This window comes from Flintibacter sp. P01028 (assembly GCF_041925235.1).
Taxonomy (GTDB): Bacteria; Bacillota; Clostridia; order Oscillospirales; family Oscillospiraceae; genus Lawsonibacter; species Lawsonibacter aceti.
The window spans coordinates 225,419-249,452 of the sequence record NZ_JBHEVC010000001.1; the positions used below are offsets into that span (position 1 = coordinate 225,419).

The 24,034-nt window shown below is 46.6% G+C and carries 21 protein-coding genes and 1 pseudogene; 4 read left to right on the forward strand and 18 right to left on the reverse strand.

Annotated elements, in window-relative coordinates:
- Positions 1-193: 193 nt before the first annotated feature.
- The 13 genes from ACEVJK_RS01170 to ACEVJK_RS01230 form a co-directional block, all read right to left on the reverse strand.
- The gene (locus ACEVJK_RS01170) at positions 194-1,582 is read right to left on the reverse strand and encodes a glycosyltransferase (protein ID WP_216402211.1); all 1,389 of its coding nucleotides are present in this window, start codon (positions 1,580-1,582) and stop codon (positions 194-196) included.
- Positions 1,583-1,586: 4 nt separating this feature from the next.
- On the reverse strand, positions 1,587-2,111 hold the full coding sequence (locus ACEVJK_RS01175) for a hypothetical protein (RefSeq protein ID WP_216402210.1): 525 nt from the start codon (positions 2,109-2,111) through the stop codon (positions 1,587-1,589).
- Between the two features lies 1 nt (position 2,112).
- Positions 2,113-4,251 carry a hypothetical protein gene (locus ACEVJK_RS01180; protein ID WP_283230623.1) on the reverse strand — a complete coding sequence of 713 codons (2,139 nt, stop codon included), beginning with the start codon at positions 4,249-4,251 and terminating at the stop codon, positions 2,113-2,115.
- A gap of 15 nt (positions 4,252-4,266) precedes the next feature.
- Positions 4,267-5,637 carry a CotH kinase family protein gene (locus ACEVJK_RS01185; RefSeq protein WP_283230624.1) on the reverse strand — a complete coding sequence of 457 codons (1,371 nt, stop codon included), beginning with the start codon at positions 5,635-5,637 and terminating at the stop codon, positions 4,267-4,269.
- A 15-nt stretch (positions 5,638-5,652) separates the two neighbouring features.
- Positions 5,653-6,315: a DUF4956 domain-containing protein gene (locus tag ACEVJK_RS01190; RefSeq protein ID WP_283230625.1), complete on the reverse strand. Its 663-nt coding sequence runs from the start codon at positions 6,313-6,315 to the stop codon at positions 5,653-5,655.
- Between the two features lie 13 nt (positions 6,316-6,328).
- Complete coding sequence (locus ACEVJK_RS01195; protein WP_216402206.1) at positions 6,329-7,018, reverse strand: polyphosphate polymerase domain-containing protein; 690 nt, start codon at positions 7,016-7,018, stop codon at positions 6,329-6,331.
- Between the two features lie 15 nt (positions 7,019-7,033).
- On the reverse strand, positions 7,034-7,846 hold the full coding sequence (locus tag ACEVJK_RS01200) for a glycoside hydrolase family 16 protein (protein ID WP_257357901.1): 813 nt from the start codon (positions 7,844-7,846) through the stop codon (positions 7,034-7,036).
- Positions 7,847-8,117: 271 nt separating this feature from the next.
- Positions 8,118-8,732: a recombinase family protein gene (locus tag ACEVJK_RS01205; protein ID WP_257357902.1), complete on the reverse strand. Its 615-nt coding sequence runs from the start codon at positions 8,730-8,732 to the stop codon at positions 8,118-8,120.
- Positions 8,733-8,787: 55 nt separating this feature from the next.
- A complete protein-coding gene (gene mobQ, locus ACEVJK_RS01210; protein ID WP_257357904.1) occupies positions 8,788-10,491 on the reverse strand; it encodes a MobQ family relaxase in 1,704 nt (567 codons plus the stop codon).
- A gap of 363 nt (positions 10,492-10,854) precedes the next feature.
- Positions 10,855-11,061 carry a DUF3847 domain-containing protein gene (locus ACEVJK_RS01215; protein WP_374739813.1) on the reverse strand — a complete coding sequence of 69 codons (207 nt, stop codon included), beginning with the start codon at positions 11,059-11,061 and terminating at the stop codon, positions 10,855-10,857.
- A gap of 88 nt (positions 11,062-11,149) precedes the next feature.
- Positions 11,150-13,237 (reverse strand): DUF4368 domain-containing protein, encoded by a 2,088-nt coding sequence (locus ACEVJK_RS01220; RefSeq protein ID WP_374739814.1) that lies wholly within the window; start codon positions 13,235-13,237, stop codon positions 11,150-11,152.
- Positions 13,237-13,452 (reverse strand): transposon-encoded TnpW family protein, encoded by a 216-nt coding sequence (locus ACEVJK_RS01225; RefSeq protein ID WP_374739815.1) that lies wholly within the window; start codon positions 13,450-13,452, stop codon positions 13,237-13,239. The genes ACEVJK_RS01220 and ACEVJK_RS01225 overlap by 1 nt, the downstream gene beginning before the upstream one ends.
- Positions 13,453-13,626: 174 nt before the next feature.
- A complete protein-coding gene (locus ACEVJK_RS01230; protein WP_374739816.1) occupies positions 13,627-13,995 on the reverse strand; it encodes a cysteine-rich VLP protein in 369 nt (122 codons plus the stop codon).
- A gap of 157 nt (positions 13,996-14,152) precedes the next feature.
- On the opposite strand from ACEVJK_RS01230, the gene ACEVJK_RS01235 reads away from it, so the two are divergent.
- Genes ACEVJK_RS01235 through ACEVJK_RS01245 form a run of 3 tightly spaced genes read left to right on the forward strand, consistent with a single transcriptional unit; the run spans position 14,153 to position 17,081 of the window.
- Entirely contained in the window at positions 14,153-15,076 is a 924-nt protein-coding gene (locus ACEVJK_RS01235; protein WP_374739817.1) for a hypothetical protein, read from the forward strand.
- Between the two features lie 60 nt (positions 15,077-15,136).
- Entirely contained in the window at positions 15,137-16,042 is a 906-nt protein-coding gene (locus tag ACEVJK_RS01240; RefSeq protein WP_374739818.1) for a hypothetical protein, read from the forward strand.
- Between the two features lie 13 nt (positions 16,043-16,055).
- On the forward strand, positions 16,056-17,081 hold the full coding sequence (locus ACEVJK_RS01245) for a virulence RhuM family protein (protein WP_374740035.1): 1,026 nt from the start codon (positions 16,056-16,058) through the stop codon (positions 17,079-17,081).
- A gap of 231 nt (positions 17,082-17,312) precedes the next feature.
- Here the strand turns inward: ACEVJK_RS01245 and ACEVJK_RS01250 are convergent, their stop codons facing one another.
- The gene (locus ACEVJK_RS01250; RefSeq protein WP_374739819.1) at positions 17,313-17,687 is read right to left on the reverse strand and encodes a TnpV protein; all 375 of its coding nucleotides are present in this window, start codon (positions 17,685-17,687) and stop codon (positions 17,313-17,315) included.
- A 1,014-nt stretch (positions 17,688-18,701) separates the two neighbouring features.
- Between ACEVJK_RS01250 and ltrA the strand changes: the two are divergent.
- Positions 18,702-20,583 (forward strand): annotated as a pseudogene (gene ltrA / locus ACEVJK_RS01255) (group II intron reverse transcriptase/maturase).
- Positions 20,584-20,762: 179 nt separating this feature from the next.
- On the opposite strand, the gene ACEVJK_RS01260 reads toward ltrA, so the two are convergent.
- The 4 genes from ACEVJK_RS01260 to ACEVJK_RS01275 all read right to left on the reverse strand — a co-directional run bounded on the left by ACEVJK_RS01260 (position 20,763) and on the right by ACEVJK_RS01275 (position 23,901).
- Positions 20,763-21,047 (reverse strand): hypothetical protein, encoded by a 285-nt coding sequence (locus ACEVJK_RS01260; RefSeq protein ID WP_374739820.1) that lies wholly within the window; start codon positions 21,045-21,047, stop codon positions 20,763-20,765.
- 36 nt (positions 21,048-21,083) lie between these two features.
- Entirely contained in the window at positions 21,084-22,373 is a 1,290-nt protein-coding gene (locus tag ACEVJK_RS01265) for a relaxase/mobilization nuclease domain-containing protein (protein ID WP_374739821.1), read from the reverse strand.
- 46 nt (positions 22,374-22,419) lie between these two features.
- On the reverse strand, positions 22,420-22,737 hold the full coding sequence (locus ACEVJK_RS01270; RefSeq protein WP_374739822.1) for a mobilization protein: 318 nt from the start codon (positions 22,735-22,737) through the stop codon (positions 22,420-22,422).
- Between the two features lie 183 nt (positions 22,738-22,920).
- On the reverse strand, positions 22,921-23,901 hold the full coding sequence (locus ACEVJK_RS01275) for an AAA family ATPase (protein ID WP_374739823.1): 981 nt from the start codon (positions 23,899-23,901) through the stop codon (positions 22,921-22,923).
- Positions 23,902-24,034: the final 133 nt, after the last annotated feature.

A 24,034-nucleotide genomic window follows, 5' to 3' on the forward strand; every position in this document is an offset into this window, starting at 1 on the left:
TGTCAAGGTGTATTTCTCCAACAAATTTATATCTATAAAATCGATGAAACAGCTCATAAATTCTCCAAAAATAAAATAATCCATAAGCCTTCATCCTAATAGGAAAAATGAAATCTGATGGATTTTTTATAGCTATTTTATTTAGCTTATCTTCGAAATCTCTGAGCGGATGTGATAAAGAATCAAAAAGTCTTTACCGGTTCGTTTCAATACGCTGAATATGTTCCCAGCTTTTTCTGTGCCAATAGTTCATAGCTGTCGCTATTATTTTTATTACAATATTGAGCGGATGAAAAAATACTATCTCAAATATAGAAATCAGAAACAAAATCCATCGCTGTTTGCCGTTAATCGGTTCCACTTTATACCGATTAACAGCACTTACAAGAATTGCCTGTATCCATATAACAATCAACGTATATAGGATAGTTGCCTGTATGGTGAATTGAAGATTCAAAATATCCAGTAAATTGGCTGCGATTAAGGTAGCCACCCCAATGATCTCCAAAAACGGTGCAAGAAGTTCATACAAAATGAAAAATGTACCGGATGTGATTCCAGCCCATCCATAATTTTTATTTCCAAGCATATATTTATGAAATTTCATACTTTGCAGCAGCCCGATATGCCAACGCCGCCTTTGATGATAGTAGTCTTTATATGTAAACGGCAGCTGCGTCATGCACTTTGCTTCCGGAGCATATGCGATGTGATATTCTTTTCCCTGTGAAGCACAAAACGCATGGAGACGCATGGTCAGTTCCATGTCCTCTCCAATTGTATTTACTTGGTAGCCACCAACCCGTTTCACTAAATCAGTATCAAACATGGCAAACGCACCGGAGACAATAATATTCGCATTGATATGATCGAACATTATTCTTTGCATATAAAATGTCCGATAATATTCTAATATTTGGAAAACAACCAGTGCTTTCTTCAAAAAAGTAAGTTTTGGATAATTTTTCAAATTTTCACTGCCAACAGCACCTGCACAAACAATGGTTTTGGGATTCATCAAAAAGCAACTCATCATTATGCGGATGGAGCCTCGTTGAACTTTTGTATCAGCGTCCAGCATAACGCAGTATGGGCTATGACAAATATTTAGTCCGCAGTTAAGCGCATCTGATTTTCCACCGTTTTCCTTATGTATAAAAATAAGCGTTTTTTCATCAAATACTTTTCGATATTGACGAAGAATCGGTTTTGCCTTCAATTCAAATTCAGACAAAACAGGTTCTTTTATCAGTCCGAATCTCTTTACTACAAGAGATTCCATGTTATCATTTGAGCCATCATCTACTACAATAATTTCCAGATTCGGATAATCTTCCTCAAATAAAGCTTCGATTGTTTCTGTTATACAAGCCGCCTCGTTGTATGCGGGAATAATAACGCTAACCGGAATCCGTTTGGCAAATGCGGTGGGAAATAGTTCTCGATTAAGCGTTTTATTTTTCTTATATTTTTCAAGGCGATAAATCGAGATACAGAGACTGATTCCCATTTGGAAAAGATAGATTACTGTATATACAAAAAACAAGACAAATAAAACACGTATCATATAAATCAGCATCATCTTTTTATCCCACCTTACACACAGCCTTTACAGGAACTTCTTCGGAAACTTTATTTTCGCTTAGGCCAATTGCTTTTACCCATGCCTGTTCCAGCTTAGATTGCTGACTGCACTTATAGATGAATTGGTTAATTGTATCCGAATGAATTCCCATTTGACATAGGTATTTCAAAATCAAACATCGTGTCTGCACATCCTCTTTTACCAGAGAGTCAATTTTATATTCCATAAGAGACTGCATATATTTTGACATTTTTTGTTGTTTATGCAATGTATATTGCGAACTGAGTTTTATGTAACATTCACAGATATAAGCGAACAGGAAATCGTCCTGTGCTAACCTCATAATGAGGGATGCTTCTGCAGGTTCTTTTTTGGAACGAAAAAGGAAAAAATCACAAATTATTTTTTTCTTTTTCTCTGCCTTTTTTTCTCTGTTCCTATCCAAAAGCAATTTAACACATAAACAAAGTAAACTATATCCACATAGAGTATACAATATAACCATATAAAAATTATGAATCACCATATCAGTCACCTCCAAACGCTTTTTGAAGCAGATAGTATGATTCCTTTAACCGTTCATGAAACTGCGGGGTTTTCCAGCCTTTTAATTTATATGTACCGAAATCAGTCACGCTTTCCTGATTGTCATAGTAGACAGCCGCATAAATCTCCTCGATTTTCAAACCCTTGATATTAAAATCGTTTTTGTGATAATCATCAATTACCATACATTTAGAAGGGTCATAAAAATTCAGAAGCGCCCACGGGATTCTAACCTCTACGATATCACCGTTGATGCAGTAATCTGCGTTGGAATCATAATTCTCACTGTTCGGATTAGCGTTCCCATGCTTTAACATCCCAACCTTTTCAAGAGGCTTTTCATTCAAAAGGAAGTTATTTACACTGCCACTTGCTCTGGAAGCAACATGAAATGTATCGGTATTATTTTTCAACGGCAGCATTAATTCCTCAGCTTTTTTATAAATTTCGTCAACTGCCGCACTTTTGTTTTTGACTGCAATCGAATAAACAGCCAAATCCGAATCGTCATGAACCAATAGCTTACTGCCTTTTTCTGCATTGATTTGAATCAAAAAATCCACCGGGATGGCAAAGTCTAAGTTTTCTGTATAGGTTGTTCCTGCGTTTGGCAGAACATCCAGTGCAAGATTAATAGAATTGCCACTTTTAATATCAGATAACCCCTGCACCATAAAATAAATATATTTTTCATCCGATTTCATACTGAGTTTCGTATCATTATTTTCTAATACAACATCTTCTTTCGACCATTCTGAAATTTTTCCATCCGGATAGTTTTCAACCTTGCCATCTCCCGGCTCAAATGCAAGCAATCCGTAAAACTGCTCTATACTCTGTGCATTACTCCAGCTTGCTCTGCCATCCGGATCGGACAAATTTTTTTCATTCCATGAACGCTTAAACCATTCGTCCTGCCATGTGAATACCATCCCTCCAGCGCAACCCGCTTTCTGAATATCCTCATACATCTTCAGCAAGGCAATACCTTGTTCGGTTTCGTTATTTCCACCCTGCGATAAATTTCTCCACACATCTTTATATGCTGGGCTTCTGGAAGCAGGAACTCCGTATTCGGTGATAATAACCGGACAGGAATGATGATCAACAAGCTCCATCAGATATTTCCGATAGGGATTTCGATTACCTTCGTCATCAATATACTCCGTATATTTTCCATACTGAAGGCTGGCAGGAAAGTAGGGATAGACATTATAAGAAGCGAACATCCCACTCTCCACCTTATCGGAAAGTTGTAGATTTTCAAGGTCAATAAAGGCTTCTGTATTTTCTGTAACTGATGCAACCGATAGTTTGGGGGATACCTCATTTACCAGTGGATCTGTTTCCGGCCAGTTGGCAAAGGAGAGAAGTTTCTGGGTTCCGTAAGTTTCATCTTCATATTTTAAAAGATAATCTCCCCACTGAGAGAAGAAAATCTCGAAGGCATTTGCCTCCTGCCTACTGGATATATAGGTTCCTTGATAAGGCGCAATCCCTTCATTAAAACGACATACATAATCTACAAACATTTCGTCCCATTCCACGCCTAAAACATATCCTAATACATAGTCGGAAACATCATTACTATAGTAATACATTTTTCCTGTGTCTGTATCAAACGTTATATTTTCCCCATGTAATGCATCAACTGTCTTTTTGGTTTCTTGAAAGACTTTGTTTTTCTGCTTCGGATTCAGCAAATTTTCTTCCGAAAACATCAAATCCTCACTAAAATCTACACCTTGAACGAGATAAATTTTATTTTCATGAGTTTCATTATATTGGGCAAAGGCTTTATAAAACCATGGCGATTGTATTTTATAAACCCGGATCGTATTGGCATTCATTTCCCCGATCAGGTTGAACCATCGAGCATAGGTTTCCTCACTGATACCGAATTCATTTGGAAACACTCCCGGATAACCGGTTCCGATATTGACGCCTTTTATCTCAAAATCCGTCCAGCTTCCATCTTGCAGAATTTCTATTTTTTTCTGATTGGTTCTGAATATATTATTTTTTTCACATTTATTTCCATCAAAACAATGAAATATCAAGCATATACAAATAATACACAAAACAGCTGTCATGACGCTGATTGTAAATCCTTTTTTCATGTTCTTCATCTTCGCTTACCTTACAATCGCTATATATTCTTTAAAATGCTCATCCATCCATTTGCCTCTTTCTATAACGAATGTTTGCATCTTTTCTATATCACCATAATAGAGAGAATAATCTCCATCATACCATTTATCACAATTTCTAATCACTGCGCTGCCTAAGTACATACTGCTCTCGTCTATATATTTAAGCAGATATTCTTCCGATAAAACCGTCTTGCGAAGCTCCTTATAGCGTTCACAGCATCGTTTCACAAATTCAGGATTATGAGTAAGATAAAAATAGTAAAATGTAGCACCTGTTTCTATCAGATCAGGAGTAAAATTCATTCCCGTATAGTTATTAAACGCAGCATCGAAGTCCCACACCGGTCCTATAGAAAATTTACCGCCTAAATTTTTATAGAGATAGGTGGAGCGTGTTCCGGCATCATAATTCTGAAAAAATTCATTGATAATATAATAATCTACAAAGCTGTCCAAATCGGTGCGTTGATTCACCTTTTCCCAATTATCGGAATACTCCGCATCGTAAAGTGTTTTTTCAAATTGGAGTATCTCTTTTTGTATATATTGCAATGAGGAATCCGTAATCTTTTCCACATCAGGATATTCCAAATTGGCAGAATACACATCAACATCATCCGGTTTCAGATGATCGATCCTTGCATCATCAATCCGTCTATTCATCTGCACAACAAAAGAGGTTTCCGTATATTTCGGATTGTAGGGTGTCAAGTCCAATCGTTCTTTCGAAACCTTTGGTTTTTCTATCATGGTATACAGCCCCTGATATTCCAACTCACCGTCTGCATTTGTCAGAAACACCTCGCAAAGTCGGCATTGAGGTGCATAATCCATAATTTCAGAAGAAATATTATACATCATGTAGTTGCGAATTTGGGAATAGTCTATATAGCTTCCGTTTAGTACCCAAGTGGTTTCTGCCGGCATACCGAAAAAAGCTGTTTCCTGCGGAATGCCGGCATCATCTACCGTTCGGATTGCATATTGTTTTTTGGGAAAATAACGTGAAGAATTTCCACGAACGTTAATCGCCATTCTGCCGGTTTGGGTTGGGGCATCGTCTGAACGGTTTAAGTGATTGTTATTGTCAATCACAGCAAATTCACAGTATAATTCCTGATCGGTAGGCCTATCTGCACCCGGAATCACATTGCCGCCCGCTTTTAAAACAATCAGCGGCAGATGGGAAGTCAGAACACCGTTCTCATCAAAACCGGTGATTTCTTTATTTTCCGCTGGATAACTTTGATGCTGATGAACAACAGAGGTATCTACTTTAGGATAAAGGGGCAGGAGCGCAACTATCACACATAAAGTAAGCACCACACCAAGCATAAGCCATTTTCTTCTCATAACAGAATCGCTCCCTTATACACTTGCTTTATCTTCCTGTAAAACAAAGTTTGCACACTCAATTTTTTTGCAAGCATACAATTCTTTGAGAAAATCATCTGTTTTGGTCTTTTCAAATTGTTTCAATTCATAGATAAATTCTGCATATTCACTGGTTGTATTTTGAACTGAGATTCGGCTGTTTTTGAAATAGCGGTAGGTAACCGATTTCACATATTCCATTGCATCAACTTCACAGCGAATAATTAAAATATATCTTCTTTCCTCTTTGACAGCTTTTGCAAGAATAAAGAATAAAAAGAGAACCACCGTGCTGGCAATCGCAATCACATACTGTGCAACTCCGCAGCAGATGCCAACCATAATACTCCAAAAGATGAACATGGCATCACGTGGGTCTTTGATAGCTGTACGAAAACGAATGATTGACAACGCACCAACCATACCCAAAGATAAAGCAATATTATTCGTGATAACTGCCATAATCGCTGTAGTGATGATCGCCATAGCAACCAGTGAAAGGTTAAAGTTACTGTTATAGGAAACCTTGCTTGATGTAAAATAGTATGCAATATAGATAGTAGCCCCAATCAAAAGTGCCATAAAAAGCTTAATGGCAACATCAAAAAAAGACACAGTACTTCCCGCCAAAAGATTTTCAATAATAAATTCCTTCATTTCTACTCTCTCCCTATATCATGTATTTATAAAACATTCTTCCGTTAGAATATTTACTGAAAGATGTGGTGGATTTTTTTACTCCGGCTAACGCCTCTTTTATATATCCAAAAAGGAAGTTATTATATTTTACTTCCATAATCGTCTGATCTGACGAAAGAATTGGATAAGTCAGCAGTTTCTCTTGAAACAAATCAAAATTGCTCTCAGTGGCTCGTATATCGGTGTCAAATGTAATCCTCGTATGATTACCGGCAGCACAGTAGGACACTCTTTTGTATTGTATAATCACTTTCGGTGCCATCCCCTGAGAAAGTTTTATGTAAAAATACATGGCCAGCGGATCATTACTTTGCAAAAGGACGTTGTAATTTCCGACACATAAATTTTCCAATGTGTTTCGATCGATCAACATACTGTCTTTTGTTTGTAATTCTCCATTCTTCCTTTTGCTTTCCAACTTTATGATACGGTCATTCGTTCCGTAAATCCTTGCCCGAATTTTTTCATGCTCTTGCAAGCCTTCTTCTTTTTCAGCGCAAGCTCGATCAGAAAAGGTATCAAAATAAAGCGATCGGATCTCATAGCCGTCCGCCGAAACACAGTAGGGGTCTTTCGGCATAACTGCGCCAATGCTCTTTTGTGCAAGAACACGTTCCTGACTGTTTAATATAAATTTTTGCTCGGTTCTTTTTACCTGCATAGTATCATTCTTTCCTTATCTCGAATAGATTTCCTGCGGCTCAAACTCCAGAATTTTCACCTCAAACATCGCCGGGAACTCAGTATAAGCGTCCGGACTTCCCGGCCAATCTCCTCCTACCGCAAGATTAAAAATAAAATACATCGGTTCATCTGGAACATTCTCCCGAATCGTATAGACTACTTCATCTTCCAGATACCAGATCATTTCTTCCGGCGTCCATTCAAATGTAATACGGTATGTTTCCGGTATTTTATCAACTGGAAAGGTATGTCTAAAAAAATCTCTTGATTTTTCACTTTCCTCCATGTAATGTAGCACTCCATAAAATATGTTGGGTTCATTCCCAATCAGTTCATAAATATCTACTTCCGGATAATCGGAATTGGTATCGGATGGCAACATCCAAATTGCAGGAAACAATCCTACGCCTTTCATAGTATTGATACAAAAAGAAAATCTTCCGTAACGAAAAGCAGATACGGATTCTGCTTTTCCGGAGAGATATACCTCTCCCATTTTATCAGCAGTCATGCGAATATGCGTCTCGTCAATTTGTACCTGTGAAGAAATATACTGCTGAATCTCATTATTGGGTGATTTTAAAGCATCAACGGCAACAAACATCGCATCGTCTTCCGAGGTTTCCACAGCATCTGTAGAAACCTCAGAAAATTCTGTGTTGGACGGCTGTTCCATTTCAACTGTTTCTGCATTTTCATCCATCACAATGACATCTTCATCCTCTAAATGGGATAAACTGGTTCCAATTAAGCAACCGGCAATCACGATAAATAAAACTCCGAATATTAAAACTATTTTGTTCATCCTTATCCTCCTTTTGAAGAGCAAGAAATATTGATATGGCGGTGCATAATAGTCTGTAACAATAATCAAAAGGTGTACCTTTTGACAAACCTCTCCCCAAAATACATAGTGAAACAGAGAGGTTATAATTTGTATTGAAGATCGAACAATTTTCAATAATTTCAGCGAAATTCTTGATTTATTCATACTTTTCGAGTATAATGTATAAGGGTTTTTATACGAATTTGCGGCTATCAGAAGGTACACCTTCTGATAGCCGCAAGTCGTTAAATCACACTTTTTTCTTGGCTTGCAGTAGTCTGTATTCCCGCAATCTACGGTAAAAAGTAGCTTCGCTCATATTGCATTGCTTCAAAACCTCTGCCAGCGACAGCTTCTTTTGCTCCCATGCTTTCACGATTTTTCCAAAATCGTCGGGTACAGCCTTTTCGGGTCTGCCGAATTTGATGCCTTTTGCCTTCGCTGCAGCGATCCCTTCGGCTTGCCGCTTCTTGATATTCTCACGCTCACTTTGTGCCACAAAGGACAGAATTTGCAGTACAAGGTCTGCAATAAAAGTTCCCATCAGGTCTTTACCGTTGCGGGTGTCCAGCAGCGGCATATCCAGCACGCAAATGTCGATACCGATTTCTTTGGTCAGTACACGCCATTGCTTCTGGATTTCTTCATAGTTTCGCCCCAAGCGGTCAATGCTGAGAATATAAAGCAGATCCCCGGCTTTCAGTTTCCGTACCAGCTTTTTGTAATTTGGACGGTCAAAGTCCTTGCCAGACTGCTTATCCATAAAAATATTCTTTTCGGGTACATCTACTTCCCGCAGAGCGACCATCTGGCGATCCTCGTTCTGGTCTGTGCTGGATACCCGTACATATCCGTAAATATTCATAGTGTTTATCCCTCCATTCAATCAAAATACAAGTAAAAAGAACAGGAACGGCACATTACCGTTCCTGTTCGTGGCGTTTGGGTTTCTTATGCTGCTGTGTCTGCTGTGCTTTCTGTTTCTGCCGCAAAAACTCTCGAACAGACCGTGTCTCCGCTTCCTCATGGAGCAGATTTGCCACATCACGCTTGCTGTCGTGCATCATCATCGGATCGTATTTCTCACCGTAGGCAGATTTTACTCGATCAACGGCAGATCGTTCCTTTTCATCACGAACGGCAAGCCGTGCGTCCATCAGCTCGGCGGCATCCATACCGGCGGCTTGCTCTTTCAGCTCGGCGTACTGCTTCAAGGCTTCATCAAGCTCGGCAGAATATTTCGCCTCCTGCTCAGACAGCTTCTGTAGCGCACCCTCCAATGTGGCGATTTCTTTCTTCACCGCAGAAATGCCCGCATCGTCGGCACAGTCCAAAGAGCGAAGCACCATTTCCTTTTCGGTTTTCAGTTCCTCCAATTCCTCGGTCAGCTCGGTAATGCGGCGGGTAAGGTCATGCAGCTTGGGTATCTGATAGAACGGCGTTTCCTTTTTCTCCGCAAGCAGAGCTTTCCGTTCCTTGGATTTCTCCTTGATCTGCTGCACCAATCCCGCATAGCGTTCAAGCTCCGGCTTGACTGCCTTGACACGCTTGCCCATGTTGTGTTTGCCTACACCTATATGACGGAGCTGATAACTGAAAATCAGCATACTGCTGCGTATCTTTTCCATTGCCTCCGCTATGGCAGGAACGGTATTCTTCACCGCCTGCATCAGCTTCTTAACCGTTGCTTTCAGCTCTCGCAGCAGAGCATTGTCTGCCTTGATCTGACGGTTGATTTCACAGCGTTCAGAGATGATGCCCTTTTTCTCCAATGCACGGGCAACTACACCCTCGTGAATGGTGGGCTGCTCGGTCAAGCCCCGATCTGCATGGCTGCGGTGGTCGATGCGCTCATCGTGTCCGTATCGCTCCAAATAGCGGTTGGTCACATCTGCCCACGCCTTGCGCCATTCCATAAGCTGTTCCTCACTGTTCCAACGCTCGGCAATGGGATTCTGCCTGCCGAACTTGGTGCTTTTCGGGTGCTTGTTGGCTCGTTCGTATCCGTGCTTCTCTGCTTCAGATGGCGGCATATACACTTTCTTGCGCCCGACCTTGTAAGGATATTGTTTCTCCCATCCGTCAGCCTGTACCGCCTTGAACTCAGCGGCGGTAAAGCCCCGTTCCTCACCGTTTCTGATACAGAGATATTCTTTCTCGGTCTTGTACTGCCAGTTTCCTTGTTCATCCAACGGGCGAACCGTCAGCATAATATGAGCGTGAGGATTATGACCGGGCGGGTACGGATCGTGGATCGCCACATCAGCGCACATTCCTTCGGCAACAAAACTGTTCTGGATGAAATCGGTTAGAAGATCCTGCCATTGTGCCGGTGTCAGTTCAATGGGCAGAGCAGGAACGAACTCACGGGCAAGGCGACTGTCCTTGGTCTTTTCGTTTTCCTCCACGGCGTTCCAAAGTACACCTCGGTCTTTCCATTCGGGTGGCGCAAACTCCGGCAGAAACACATCCTGCCACACAAGCCCTTTCTTTCGTGTAAAGTCGTGCCGTACCCCGTCATAGTCGTTAAGAATATTGGTACAGCTCAGATAAGCGGAAGCGGCAACCGCAGAGCGTCCCGTACCTCTGCTGACCACTTTCGCTTCCAAGTGGTAGATCGCCATTCGTTCTCACCGTCCTTTTGCAAAGTTTCTGTTTCTCTTTTCAAAGAGAAAATGACTATCACTAATGCTGATAGTCATTACCGCTGACAAAGCTGCCAGTGGCAGGTTTGTGCGGGCAGTTGGTGGAATACCGTCGGTTGAAGCGACGGTATTAAGGGATGCAATCACTGTGCACCGACTGCGTGGACTATGACAGCAGCACCGCCGTGATGTGGCATTGTCCATAAGGCTCCCGCAGGAGCCGCATCCGCCTCGCAGAGCGCACGGTTGCCGCAGGCAATACCACCGCCCCTTCGGGGTGGTGAGTAAGTGCGCCCTTCGGGATAAAAGAGAAGCGCCCCGGTTGCCCGGAGCGCATAAAAATCATCGTATTGCCTTGAATACCTCGCACAAAAATTCCTCCAACTGTTCCAAAGTCATCTGCGTTGTCTGCGGCAAAGCCTTCTCCAAAATTGCACCCTCCTGGATCAATCGCCGTGTCCGTGCCTTGCGTTCTTTCTCACGATTTCGCATCTCGGCTTCCTCCAGTCGGTGCTTCGCCTGTAACAATTTCTTTTCGTTTTCGGTCATATAAAAATTCTTTCTGCCAATCATGGCGGGGACGCAAAAAGGCGGCCTGTGAGATTTTTTTCTCACAAGCCGCCTTTAGCGTCATTCATTATGCTGTTTTCTTTTCCGGTGCTTCGGTGGGATGGATTTCCTGCAATACCGACTCGGCCTTTGCCGCTCTTTTTGCTGTGTTGCGTTCTTTCTGCATCCTGCGGTTAGCCGCCGTTCTGCAAGCATCCGAACAATATTTCGTGTCCGATCTTGTTGTGGTAAAGGTGCTGCCGCAGTTCTCGCAAACACATTCCCGGTTTCTGCTTTCTGCCGCTTCCTGCCGATAAAACTTTGCTCGACAGTTCGGGCCGCAGAACAAAGTGTTTGAACGCTTGGATTCAAATTCTTCGCCGCAGCATTTACAGGTCAGCTTGAACGGTTTGCCAACTGCGTGTTCGCCAGACTTGATTTTCTGATAGCGTTCACGGCTCTTGATACGGTGTCTGCGAAGTTGCTCCTGCCGCTTGGCTTCCTCCGGGGTCAGCTCCGGATCGGGCAGATCAAAGCGCCCGATGAATTTCAGATAAATCTCCACTTCCTGCACCCGATCCCCGTCAATCTTTTCCGGGGAGTGAACGATGATTTTATCAATAAATTCATTTATCATCGGAGTGGTCAACTCCGAAAAGTCGGTGTACTTCTTCGCCAGAGAAAGGAACTGCGCCGCACGGTCAGTATCTTCCTCAAAGCAGGACAAACGCTGCTCCGCTTCGGTCGCAGAAGCGATAAGAGCTTTTTGATCCGTTTCATATTCTGCAAGCAGGCTGTCAAAGCGTTCATCGGAGATTCGCCCGACGGCAAATGATTCGTAGAGCTTTTTGATAATGTTATCAAGCTCGGCAATGCGCTTACGGTCTTTGTTCAACTTGCGCTTGGTTTCCTTTGCCGCCTCCGCCTGTCTGATTTGAGAAGCGGAACGCACCTTTTCCATAAATTCACCCGGATTGGCGATGGCAAAGGTGCTGGCTGTGCGGACGGTTTCTAAAATTAACTCTCTGAGTGCCTTTGTTCTGATATAGTGGCCGCTGCAAGCATGGGTGCGTTTTTGATGTGCCAGCGTATAAGAGGAACAATCGTAAAAGTCGGCGGGGTAGGGATTATTCTCCGTGCCGCCTCTGGAACGATGGTTAGTCATCTTCGCTCCGCAATCGGCGCAGAACAGAAGTCCGGTCAGCGGATTTGCTTCGCCCAGAGTATCATGCCGTCTCGGTGTTTTTCGCAGCTTCTGTGCAAGCTCCCATGTTTCCTTGTCCACGATGGCTTCATGAGTATTCTCAAAGATCAGCCATTCCTCTTTGGGGTTCATCACGGGATTTTTGTCCTTGTAGGACTGCTTGTGAGAACGGAAGTTGACCGTATGCCCCATATATTCGGGCTTGGAAAGAATCTGTCCGACGATATAACCGCTCCAGTTATACGGGTTTGGAAATTCCTCTTTGCTTTTCCAAACGCCTTTCTTCTGCTTGCCAAGGTAAACGGCGGGTGTTTCCACCTTATCGTCATAGAGGATACGGGCAATGTCATACGGGCCTTTGCCCTCGATGGTCAGACGGAATATTCTGCGGACAACCTCTGCCGCTTCCTCGTCAATATACCAACTGTATTTATCACCCGGCATTTTCTTGTATCCGTAGATGGCACAGTTGGTAGTAGGCTTGCCCGATTCGCCTTTTACTCGGATAGCGGTGCGCTGCTTGCGGCTCAGATCACGAAGATACCACTCGTTCATGATATTGAGGAACGGCGCAAACTCGTTGCTGTTCTGGTCATCGCTGTCCACGCTGTTGGCAATCGCAATAAAGTGAACGCCGTGCTCACGGAAGAACACCTCCGTGTAAAAGCCGGTCTGCAAATAATCTCTGCCGATTCGGCTCATGTCCTTTACGATCACATGGGCAACCTTACCGGCTTCAATATCTGCCTCCAACTGCTTCCATGCGGGACGATTGAAATTGCCGCCGCTCCAACCGTCATCGGTGTAGTGCTTGATATTCGTGTAACCTCTCTGCTCAGCATAGCTTTCGAGGTATTTTTTCTGATTGACAATGCTGTTGCTATCGCCAATCTGGTCATCGTCACGGGAAAGTCTCTCGTACAATGCCGTAATTTTATTGGGATCCTGTCCCACAGTCTGTTTCACGCTCATCATGATGCGCTCCTTTCAGACTGTCGGCTCATTTGTGGTACATCCATTATATCACATTTTCCGTCATTATCCAGCGCTTCATTGCGAACAATGCGCAAAATTTTATCTTCCATCGTTTCGTGTCCGGTATCATTGAATACCACTTTCACCTTGTAGGTGGTGCCGCCAATACGGCGGGTCATATAAGAAAAGTTTCGGTTTTCGTTTTTTACCATAGGCAGTTTACCTCCATGTTGAAAAATTCATAAAATTCTCGTATAATAATTTTAGTTCCGGTGCTGTGTAACCATTTTTGCGGTTAAAAGTGCGCAAGCAGTATAAACACCTTACCGACACAGAAATGCCCTCCAAAAAGCCTTGCGGCACAAGGCTTTTCGAGGGCAAAACGGTTACATCTGTTGTTTTTTCTCCCGATGCTTACGCACCCGTGCTGCGGTCTGCTGGCGGCGTGCTTCTTCGGCACAGCGTTCCGAGCAGTACACCCGTTTCCCATCAACGGGGAACGGTTTGCCGCATTGCTTGCAGTTGGTGGTTGGTGTGCGGGTGAATACAGCTTCCAGCTCCGCATCTTCCGGCAGGACAGACTTTCGGAAATAGCTGCACAGTGCGCTGTTGGTATAGCAGATACCAAACATGGGGCATTCGCAGTCCAGCGGCAGGCAGCCGTATTCCTTGTCGTGGTTGGCGCAGAGAGAAGTGATCAGCTTTTTGATCCGCTGCTTCTCCCGGCCTGTCAGTTCACGATGGTTGTTTGACATGGGCAGTTCCTCCTTTCTTTGGTGTCGGGAGTAATCTATTTGCAGATAAAATATATTACTCCCTCACTAATAGGAGAAATACGGGGTATTTAGCGGAACTGTTTTCAAGGAGAATTGCAGAAAATTTCAAAAATATTTGTGAAGGGAGGTGTCTGCGGTGTTTGAGGATGATTACAGGGATGAAGATGAAGAATATGAGGACGATTATTTTGAGCACATAGATGATGACGAAGAAGATGATGAAAACGCCCTTTGGGATGACGAGGATGCCGCTGATACTGAGATAGCTGATCCTCCCGACAAACCAAAACGGAAGCGAAAGAAGAAAGATATCGAGGACAGCAGCGACGAAAACTACCCGGAGGAAGCGGAAGCTGAATCAGCGGAACAGGCGCAGCGGCAGATCGCTCTGGAGCAGAATATCATAGACAGGCTGGAAGCCGATGCTGAAGAACATCCCTTTGAGGACGATGCCGGAGATGAGGAACCGGAACGAAAGAAGCTCAAACGGGAGCTGCGGGCAGAAGCCCTTGCCCGTCTGGAGGATGCCGCCAGAACACAACGGGATTTTGAAAAGGTGATCGCTTGGTGGGACAAGCTGGACGCCAACCGGGAGCGCAGAGAACGCTACCACGAACTCAGCCGCAGCGGTGACGATGTTCCCTTTGATTACGGCGCATCTGCCAATGAACTCTTTTTCCCAGATACGCTGAATGATGTTCTGGAAAAGCAGATACGCAAGGGAGATTTCATTGACGCAATTTTCTATTGTCCTTACGATATACACGAGCTTGTGACGGAGGAATATCTGTCTGAAATCCTGTTGGAGCTGAAAGAGGATCACAAAGAGCTGTTGTTCCTGTGGGCTGTCCGGTTGTTCAGCTCCACAAGGATTGCCGCTATACAGCAGCAGAGTGACCGCAATATCCGAAAGGTGCGCAACACAATGATGAAAAAGATACGAAAAGAGCTGCTTTCCGCCCTTACAGATAAGGCAGAAAAGCAGCAGCCGATGACTTTAATGGAGAAGGCTTTTTTATCAGACAACGGAAAAGCGGTTGATACAGAAGCACAGAAATAGTATAATGCTAATATGAAATAGAATTATTCGGGTTACAATACATAGCGGAGGGTTTTGTATATGAAACACCTTTTTGAACGCACCAGTTCCAACTGGGTGCGATATAGCGAATATGAATGGAAAGAGGCGGCAGACGGCACATTGTATCTCACGCCCACAAAGACAGCACAGCCGAGCATCTATGACCCGCTGGCGGAGTATCAACGGATCGTCCTGGATGCCATCAATATAGGGCGCATGGGCATGAGTGAGAAGCCTGATGCGGAAATCCAAAAGGCGATCCAGCAGTTTGCCGTCAAGTACGGCCTGTTCGGTTTGATGACCGCACTGCCGACCACGCCCAGTTTCATGGACTATGAGGCGGTGTACCTGCCGAAAAACCATTTCATCAAAGAGGAAACCATGTCCACGGAGGATTATCTGGATTTGTTCTTTCCCTTTGACAAACTGGATGTTATCAAGCGTGGCGTGGAATCCATGTGGAATATCCAGAATGACCGCATTATGATGGCGCTGGCCATGACCATGACAGATAAGCCAATGGCAGTCAATATGAGCTTTCAGCGTGAGTATGCCGAGCGCTACGACTGGTTAAAGCAGCAATTTATTGATTGGGCTTTTACCTATGTCAACAGTTTCCTTTATTATGAGGACTACGATAAGCTGAACGAGGATACCCGGCAGATCATGCAGGAGAGCATGGCGGCATTTGGCGGCATTGCGCCCACCTACCATATTCTTCTGCTGGACAAGCCGACAATCGTATGGGATTTCCACTCGCTGCTGCTTGGCGTACAGATGATGTTCAGCTTTATGCTGACCGACAGCGAGAATCCGATCCGCCTGTGCCGACATTGCACCAAAGCATTTGTCGCAAGCAGACCGAGCGCCGTATTTTGCAGCCCTCAGTGTAAAAACAAGCACAATGTTTACAAGAGTAGGGCAAAGAACAAGAACGAGGAGTAGGAAGGGAATGGATATGAACGAAGAATACGGACTGACTCCCTACGAAACGAGGGAAATCCTGTTTTATAAAACTGACAACGGCGATGTTCGGATTGAAATCCTTTTGTATCAGGAAAACCTGTGGCTGACACAGGCAAAAATGGCTGAACTATTTGAAGTCCAGAAAGCTGCCATTTCAAAGCATCTGAAAAACATCTTTGAATCCGGCGAATTGATGGAGGAATCAGTTGTTTCCAAAATGGAAACAACTGCGGCAGACGGCAAGCGGTATAATACCAACTACTATAATCTGGATGCCATTATCGCCGTCGGATACCGTGTAAACTCCAGAAAAGCCACCATGTTCCGCATTTGGGCAAACCGGGTATTAAAAGAGTTCATCATCAAGGGTTATGTGATGGATGACGCACGGCTGCGTGAGCCGGAAAACTTCTTCGGCAAAGACTATTTCGAGGAACAGCTGGAGCGCATCCGTGATATTCGCTCCAGTGAACGCCGCTTCTATCAGAAGATTACGGACATCTACTCTCAGTGCAGCGCAGACTATGATGTGAATAGCCCCATTACAAAAGAGTTTTTCGCAACGGTGCAGAACAAGCTCCACTACGCCGTTACCCACCATACGGCGGCTGAGATTGTCTATGGCAGAGCCGACAGCACAAAACCCAATATGGGCTTGACCACTTGGAAAAACGCTCCGCAGGGCCGCATTCGCAAGTCAGATGTTTCGATTGCCAAAAACTACTTAAACGAAGCGGAAATGACCAATCTGAATGAGATCGTGACGATGTATCTGGACTATGCCGAAAGACAGGCACGGCGGGGAAACATCATGTATATGCAGGATTGGGTGAGCCGTCTGGATGCGTTCCTCCAGTTCAACGAGGAAGATATTTTGCATGACAAAGGCAGAGTGACCGCTGCGATTGCAAAGGCGTTTGCAGAAAGCGAATTTGAAAAATTCCGTGTTTTACAGGACAGAACATATCAGAGTGACTTTGACCGACTTATGGCAAGCATCGAAGATAACGACGAATAAGTAAGTTAATGAGATAATTGTTGTGGCGGCAGCGGATTTATCCGTTGCCGCCTTGATTACCACCAAACGCCAGCAAAGGCGGAGGTCAAGGGCGGCGGCACTCCGTTCATCGGAGTGCCGCAAAGCGGCACGGAGACCCTTGACGTTCGGCCTTGTTGGTGTTACCTACATGACGTAAAAAGCCCACGCCTCCGATTTTTCTTGTCGGCAGCGTGGGCTTTGATTATGTTGTTACTGGTCATATACCAATTCGTGTAGGACGATTTCCTCCGCACGGCTGTGGATGCTGTTTTTACGGCGCACCCATTCCATTTGGTCAGCCGCTTTGAGTGCTTCGGTCACGCCCTCCTGCTTCGCCATAGCGGGAACGATGATTTCCATACGCTCGTTGCAGGCTTGGTCGATTTCGGACAGGTGCTTGAACAATGTACCCTCCACCACATAGTTGGTGTAAAGGATTTTACGGTGTTCTTTCAGATAGCTGCGGCGCAAACGTCCGTATTTGCCGATCTGATAATCGCTGTCATCCGGCAAAATAAGGTTAGGGATGAAATAATCGCCCACCTGACGATATATACCGCCCATTTCCTCAAATAGAGATTTCATAAGCAACAGCTCCTTTCTGCGTTGAATTTGTAGCGGTTATAAGGCTTTTCTGCTCCTTTCTTACAACTGCTTTTCAATTCACCACAAATGAGCCGCAGTCATATGTATTAGATGGTAGAAACCACCCTCTACATATTAGCTCTTGGTTATGGACGGAGTTGGATTCACCCTGCCGCTCGTCCTCCTGACTGAGTCTTCCGTATAAGATATTGTATTTTTGGCTTGCCATATTCTGTAACCTCCTTTTCCAGGGGCAAGCCGGTATGGGGTACGGACAGTATACCCGTGCGACACGTTCCTAACTGAAAAGGTTAGGCACTAAGTCGAAGGGCTTTATAGCCTGAAATCTTAGGAGAACTGACAATCCGATGGGTGGAATGAAGGGGTAACGCCTGGAAACGCCCACACTGATACTCCGATTGGCTTTGAAGGGTGCAACCGCTTCATGGTCAAAAGCTCGGTGAAGTCGGCAGAGAGTGGCCGTAAGCGGAGCAATCCGCACGAAACCTGCCCAGAGGTGGGCGGCGTCACCTATATGCCGGGTGTCAGATACTCATGGTGAGAATGTGCGACCGACCGCACTGACTACTTCCGAATGTACGAGTCTAAACGTTGTGAGTGTGTCGAAAGGCATACGGCCATTGATATGGCGTGTCCGTGGATTAGTAAGATTGGTTGTTATGAAACTCCACGTGCTGTTACAGGCGGCAAGGTTCTTTTGGAACTGGGCGCAGGCTTAGAGGAAGCACCTAAAAGTATCTCATGATAGGATTGTCGGAACGTGGAAAGCTGGGAACGTATGAAACAAGCCGTTGCAGGCCGTTGGACGGGAAAGCCGGATAAAACCGGTATAACCGTACTTAATCCCAGTGAGAGTAGGGGCATGGTACCGATGAAGCAGAAATAATAAGTCTGTGGAGGGACGGCCCCAGGTCGGGAATGAATTAAAAATACTGAAAACACAACAAACACAGCTTCGAGTATGACAAAGAAAATCCAAACCGAAAGGAGCGGGTGCCTGTGTTGACTTCGGAGCAGCAAACACACAAACCGAAACAAAGTAAAATCCGCTATACGGAGTATTACGACCTGCAAAGCACCTTTGACCGTCTGTATGCCGACAGTCTGAAAGGCAAGACCTTTCATAACCTTATTGGCCTAATGGCAAGTGAGGGAAACATCAAGCTGGCATATCGGACAATCAAGGGAAACAAAGGGAGCGGTACTCCCGGCGTGGACAAGAGGACGATTAAACATCTGGCTTCTATGGAGGAGGAGAAGTTCGTCCGGCTTATCCAAAAACAATTCAGTTGGTACAACCCCCGCCCGGTAAGGCGGGTAGAAATCCCAAAACCCAACGGGAAAACAAGACCGTTGGGTATTCCCACAATCGTTGACCGTATCGTACAGCAATGTATTCTGCAAGTGCTGGAGCCGATATGTGAGGCAAAGTTCCATGAGCGTTCCAACGGCTTTCGCCCAAATCGCTCCACGGAGCACGCTATCGCACAGTGTTGTCGGCTCATGCAGATACAGCATTTACACTATGCGGTTGACCTGGATATTCACGGCTTCTTTGACAACGTGAACCATGGGAAACTGATACGGCAGATGTGGGAACTGGGCATCCGGGATAAAAAGCTGTTGTGCATTATCAAGCAAATGTTGAAAGCGCCTATCGTTCTTCCTGATGGCAAGAGAGTTTACCCGACAAAGGGAACGCCGCAGGGCGGCATACTTTCACCGCTTTTGTCAAATATCGTGCTGAACGAACTGGACTGGTGGGTATCTTCCCAGTGGGAAAATATGCCTACCCATTATGAATACAAGACCCGGCAGAACGCACGCGGTACGGACATTAAAAGTCATACCTACCGGGCTCTGCGCCGGAGCAATCTCAAGGAAATGTATCTCGTAAGATATGCCGATGACTTCAAAATCTTCTGCCGCAGTTACAAGGACGCAGTAAAAACGTTCGAGGCAACAAAGAAGTGGCTGAAAGACCGTTTGGGGCTGGACATTAGCCCGGAAAAGTCAAAGGTAATCAACATGGAACAGCGGTACTCGGAATTTCTGGGATTTAAGATGAAGCTATACCGCAAAGGGAAAAAGTATGTAGTCTGCTCACACATGAGCGACAAGGCGGTTGCGCACGCAAAGGAGAAAATCTCGGCTGCGATTAAAGCGATACAGACCCCGGCTGACAGCCAAAGTCAGTATATCGCGATACAGCAGTATAACTCGGTGGTTGCCGGACTTCATAATTACTACCGTCTGGCAACCCGTGTCAGCGAAGACTTTCCTGATCTGGCGCAGGGGCTGAAAAAGCAAATGTCAAACAGACTGCGTGGCTTGACCCGAAACGGAAAACTGGAACGTGGCTTCATAAAGGAGCGATATGGGAAAAGCAAACAGCTAAGGTTTTTGAACGGATACCCGCTCATTCCGATTGGGTACGTTCAGACACGGGACGCCCAGCACAAGAAGAAAACTGTCAACCGGTACACACCGGAAGGACGGGCAGAAATCCATAAAAATCTCGGTGTAAACACCGACACGATGATATGGCTTATGCGAACTCCTGTGCTGGATAAAAGCATTGAATTTGCAGACAACAGAATTTCGTTGTTTGCGGCTCAATACGGGCGGTGTGCCATCACTGGTGCAGAACTTATGCCCTATGACATACGCTGTCACCACAAAGTGCCGCTGGAGAACGGCGGAACCGACAAATACAGCAACCTTGTCCTCGTGACCGAAGCGGTTCACCTGCTTATCCATGCCACCTTAGAAGAAACGATACAGAAGTACCTAAAACAACTCCAACTGAACAAAAAAACAACTGGAAAAACTCAATAAGCTGCGGAAACTGGCGGGAACGCCAGCTATCGTATAATCATTCTTTAATGCTGTAACGAAGTGTGTAAGTTGTGTTTAAAACCGTTGAAATTCATTTCCGATGGAGCGCCGTGTGCGGTGAAAGCCGCATGCACGGTGCGGAGCGGGGGAAAATCTGGCGATAACTTCAAAGGATTACCTATCGCTATCACCGGCTCCCCTAAGTCCACTAAAACATCAGGCACTGTGACTCTGGTCGGAAAGCTCCGCGTCGATCAGGGAGAGCAGTTTGTTCGTGGGCGTCGCTATGGCCTCAGAGGGAAACACAGAGGTCACAAGGAACACTTTCCCCCGGATGAGCATCTTCCGCTGACTCTCCAGGCGATCCTCCCGCTGCTGATAATTGGTGTCCCGGAATGTGGTCAGGACCTCGCCACCACGCTGCTCCCTCAGTACGGCCATCCCAGGGTGATAACTACCCAGAACGCCGGTGTCCCGATATGCCTCGTAATCTTTTTTCATATTCGCCTTTCTTCCCATATCAGGGAATGGTTGGCCTCAGCCCATGGTCTGCTGCCAAGTCTGTTCTTCCTCATGATCGTCCTCCTTATGACCGAGGACAATCTTCTTTTCCTGCTCTCTGTGCAAGGTCTTGCGGTCGGAGCGTTGACGCATGGTGGTGCTGTCCATCACGGGATCAGCACTTTGACCGCGCTCCAGACTGCGGCCAAGCCGGACCAGATGGTCCGCAAGACCACCATGCCCACCATAGTCCCCAGCAGAAGCAGGATCAGCCAGACCAGCACGGACAGCGCTGTATCTAAACCGGGCGGAGAGATAGAGAGTTCTTTCTTCCTCCCAGCCTGTTGTACTGCCGCCCGCAGCTGGGCCACCTCCCGCGCCTGTTCCTCCATCTGCTCCTGAGTGGGTAGCTGCCCCACCTGTCGGCTCAACGCCCGAAGCGGGGCCTCCTGTGCGCCGACGCTGGCTTCCAGGCGCTCCAGCCGTGCCAGCAGTTCGCTCCACTCCTGCTGGGTCGGATGTTCCGGTGGCATGGGTTCCGTTTGGCTTGGAGTGCCCTGCGGCGGTAGGTTCCGCTGCTTCAATTCCTCCAGAGACAATCTCTGCCCGGATTCTGAACTCATCTTCCATGACCTCCTTGGTGTACTTTATATCGTGGAGCCGGTCGTCGCGGCACTTCATGCCGCCCGGTGTGGTGTAGGTGATGTTCTTCCTGCCATCCGTCCAGCGCACCTGATACCCCTCACTCTCCATCAGGGCGAGGAACTCCTCTTTGGTGGAAGCGTACCTCATGCACTGGTCGATGGTGTTCATCAGCCGGAACTTCCAGCTTTCACCTTTGGCGGCGGAGCGGTATTCCCGGCTGCTCATCCGCTTCTGCTTGACCTGCTTTTTCGGCGGAGGTAGGATCTCCAGACCGTGGGCAGCGCAGATCTCATCGTTGACGGTCCGGTGGGCTTGCAGGTCGGCGGCGCTCTGGTGGAGTTTTTTGCCGTCCCGGAAGCTGACGCTGTTGACGATCACGTGACTGTGCAGATGGTCTGTGTCAATGTGGGTGGCTATCAGTACCTCGAAGTTGGGGAACTCCCGCTGGGCCAGCTCCAGAGCAATGGCGTGGGCCTCCTGGGGCGTCAGCTCATCCGTCTCTGTGAAGGACTGGACAAAGTGGTAGTACTGCCGCCCATCTGTTTTCCGGTACCGCTCCTTGGTGAGCTGCATCTCGGAGAGGACAGACTGGGCGGTGCAGTTCCATCCGGACACCAGCCGCTGTCCTTCCCACAGTGTTTTTTCCTTCTGGCTGACATAGCGAGTGACACCGCCGAGCACACCTCGGCCTCCGCCCCGGTTCTTGATTGCGGTGAATGTAGCTATCTCAGGTCACCTCCCGCAGGAGCTGACGGATCTGCTCGCTGATCTGCTGGTAACTCTCCGCCAGCTTGTCACCGTACACCACGGTGACCTTTCCCATGTTGGCCAGAGTGGTGAGCTGGTTCAGGTTTCGCCCCTGAGCCTTCAGCTCGGAGCGTATCGGGTCCAGTCCGTCCACCCGCACGATTTCTTTTCCCAGTCCGCTGTAGCACAGGTAATCGGTGACGGTCAGCCCCAGTTCCTGCGCCTTAGCCCGGATGCGCTCTTTGGTACGGGGCGTCACCCGCAGGGTGATGATCTCCGTTTTCTTTTCTCTCTGCATGAATACTCCTTCCTCACAGCTCCCCCTGGAAACCGGGGTTCGGGGCAGCGCCCCGGAACGGTGGCCGGCGTATAGCCGGACGCGATGCTTGCCCTCCCTAAAGGGAGGAATCCCCCCGGCGGGGGCGTGATCCTCTCGCAACTATGAATCGCAGAGAAGGAAGGGTGCAAGGGTGCAAAGTCCTTAGACGGTTACATCCTTACAGCCTTGCTCCGGGAGCCGCCAGTACCACTGGATTCCCCGCTTCTCAGAGATCACACCCAGATTCTTTTTGGCGATCATCAGTGTGCGTTCTGACACGCCCAAGTCTCTGGCCCGGTACAGCACGGCTTCTGCCGGGACAGGCTCCGTGAGCATCCGCTCCAATTCGTCTTCCATCTGTGTGGTCTTGGTCTGGAGTTTTCCGCCACCGCTGAGCACATCGTCTACCGTGAGATCACAGGCACCCTTCCATAAAAATTCCCGCTCTTCGTCCAACTGGAATACCACCGATCTCCCCTCAGGAGCCAGACTGTTTTTGTCCTGGGCTACGATCCGGACCGTTGGGTCCTCCTTTAGACGGCCCACTACCAGCACGCTCCGGGCCGCGGCCCGGAAGTCGATGGAGCCCAGTCCACGGTAGCCGGACTTCAATCCCTGAGCCTTATTCATGTGCCCAATGAGGATGACCGCGCAGCCCGTGCGCTCTGACATAGCCGCCACCCGTTTCAGGACGGGGCGCACCTCGTTGGCATGGTGCATGTCCACATCGTTTCCCAGGTATGCCTGGATCGGGTCCAGTACCACCAGCTGTGCGCCTGTCTGGTGGACTGCCTGTTCCAGACGTTCGTCACAGAGAGTCAGCTCCCGCTGGCTCTCGTCGATGACCAGCACCCGGGAGCAGTCTGCGCCGGCAGCATCCAGCCGGGGCTTGATGGTATCGGCCAGTCCATCCTCTGCCGTCTGGTAGATCACATTCAGCGGCTTCAGCTCCTGACTGCTCTCCGGCAGGGACGCCCCCGTTGTCAGGGCAGCGATGACCGCCAGCACAAAGGTGGTCTTGCCTTCGCCCGGGTCACCCTGAATGATGGTCAGTTTCCCTCTGGGCAGATAGGGATACCAGAGCCATGCCACCTCCTCCGTCTGAATCTCGTTCATAGAGATCAGCTTCAAATTTGGTTTCAACTGTTCCACACCCTTTCTGATCCGGCTGTCCTCTTGTTTTGAGGGCAGTTCCTTTTTCTTCGTCTTCATGGTAAGATAAAAAAGCAGAGAGATACATGGGAAAGGGTCTTTCAGATTTTTGCAGAAAGTTCCT

Excerpts from the sequence above, each read along its gene's own strand:
- ACEVJK_RS01170 (WP_216402211.1), bottom strand. The coding sequence starts at position 1,582 with ATGATGCTGATTTATATGATACGTGTTTTATTTGTCTTGTTTTTTGTA.
- ACEVJK_RS01175 (WP_216402210.1), bottom strand. The coding sequence starts at position 2,111 with ATGGTGATTCATAATTTTTATATGGTTATATTGTATACTCTATGTGGA.
- ACEVJK_RS01180 (WP_283230623.1), bottom strand. The coding sequence starts at position 4,251 with ATGAAAAAAGGATTTACAATCAGCGTCATGACAGCTGTTTTGTGTATT.
- ACEVJK_RS01185 (WP_283230624.1), bottom strand. The coding sequence starts at position 5,637 with ATGAGAAGAAAATGGCTTATGCTTGGTGTGGTGCTTACTTTATGTGTG.
- ACEVJK_RS01190 (WP_283230625.1), bottom strand. The coding sequence starts at position 6,315 with ATGAAGGAATTTATTATTGAAAATCTTTTGGCGGGAAGTACTGTGTCT.
- ACEVJK_RS01195 (WP_216402206.1), bottom strand. The coding sequence starts at position 7,018 with ATGCAGGTAAAAAGAACCGAGCAAAAATTTATATTAAACAGTCAGGAA.
- ACEVJK_RS01200 (WP_257357901.1), bottom strand. The coding sequence starts at position 7,846 with ATGAACAAAATAGTTTTAATATTCGGAGTTTTATTTATCGTGATTGCC.
- ACEVJK_RS01205 (WP_257357902.1), bottom strand. The coding sequence starts at position 8,732 with ATGAATATTTACGGATATGTACGGGTATCCAGCACAGACCAGAACGAG.
- mobQ (WP_257357904.1), bottom strand. The coding sequence starts at position 10,491 with ATGGCGATCTACCACTTGGAAGCGAAAGTGGTCAGCAGAGGTACGGGA.
- ACEVJK_RS01215 (WP_374739813.1), bottom strand. The coding sequence starts at position 11,061 with ATGACCGAAAACGAAAAGAAATTGTTACAGGCGAAGCACCGACTGGAG.
- ACEVJK_RS01220 (WP_374739814.1), bottom strand. The coding sequence starts at position 13,237 with ATGAGCGTGAAACAGACTGTGGGACAGGATCCCAATAAAATTACGGCA.
- ACEVJK_RS01225 (WP_374739815.1), bottom strand. The coding sequence starts at position 13,452 with ATGGTAAAAAACGAAAACCGAAACTTTTCTTATATGACCCGCCGTATT.
- ACEVJK_RS01230 (WP_374739816.1), bottom strand. The coding sequence starts at position 13,995 with ATGTCAAACAACCATCGTGAACTGACAGGCCGGGAGAAGCAGCGGATC.
- ACEVJK_RS01240 (WP_374739818.1), top strand. The coding sequence starts at position 15,137 with ATGAAACACCTTTTTGAACGCACCAGTTCCAACTGGGTGCGATATAGC.
- ACEVJK_RS01245 (WP_374740035.1), top strand. The coding sequence starts at position 16,056 with ATGAACGAAGAATACGGACTGACTCCCTACGAAACGAGGGAAATCCTG.
- ACEVJK_RS01250 (WP_374739819.1), bottom strand. The coding sequence starts at position 17,687 with ATGAAATCTCTATTTGAGGAAATGGGCGGTATATATCGTCAGGTGGGC.
- ACEVJK_RS01260 (WP_374739820.1), bottom strand. The coding sequence starts at position 21,047 with ATGAAAAAAGATTACGAGGCATATCGGGACACCGGCGTTCTGGGTAGT.
- ACEVJK_RS01270 (WP_374739822.1), bottom strand. The coding sequence starts at position 22,737 with ATGCAGAGAGAAAAGAAAACGGAGATCATCACCCTGCGGGTGACGCCC.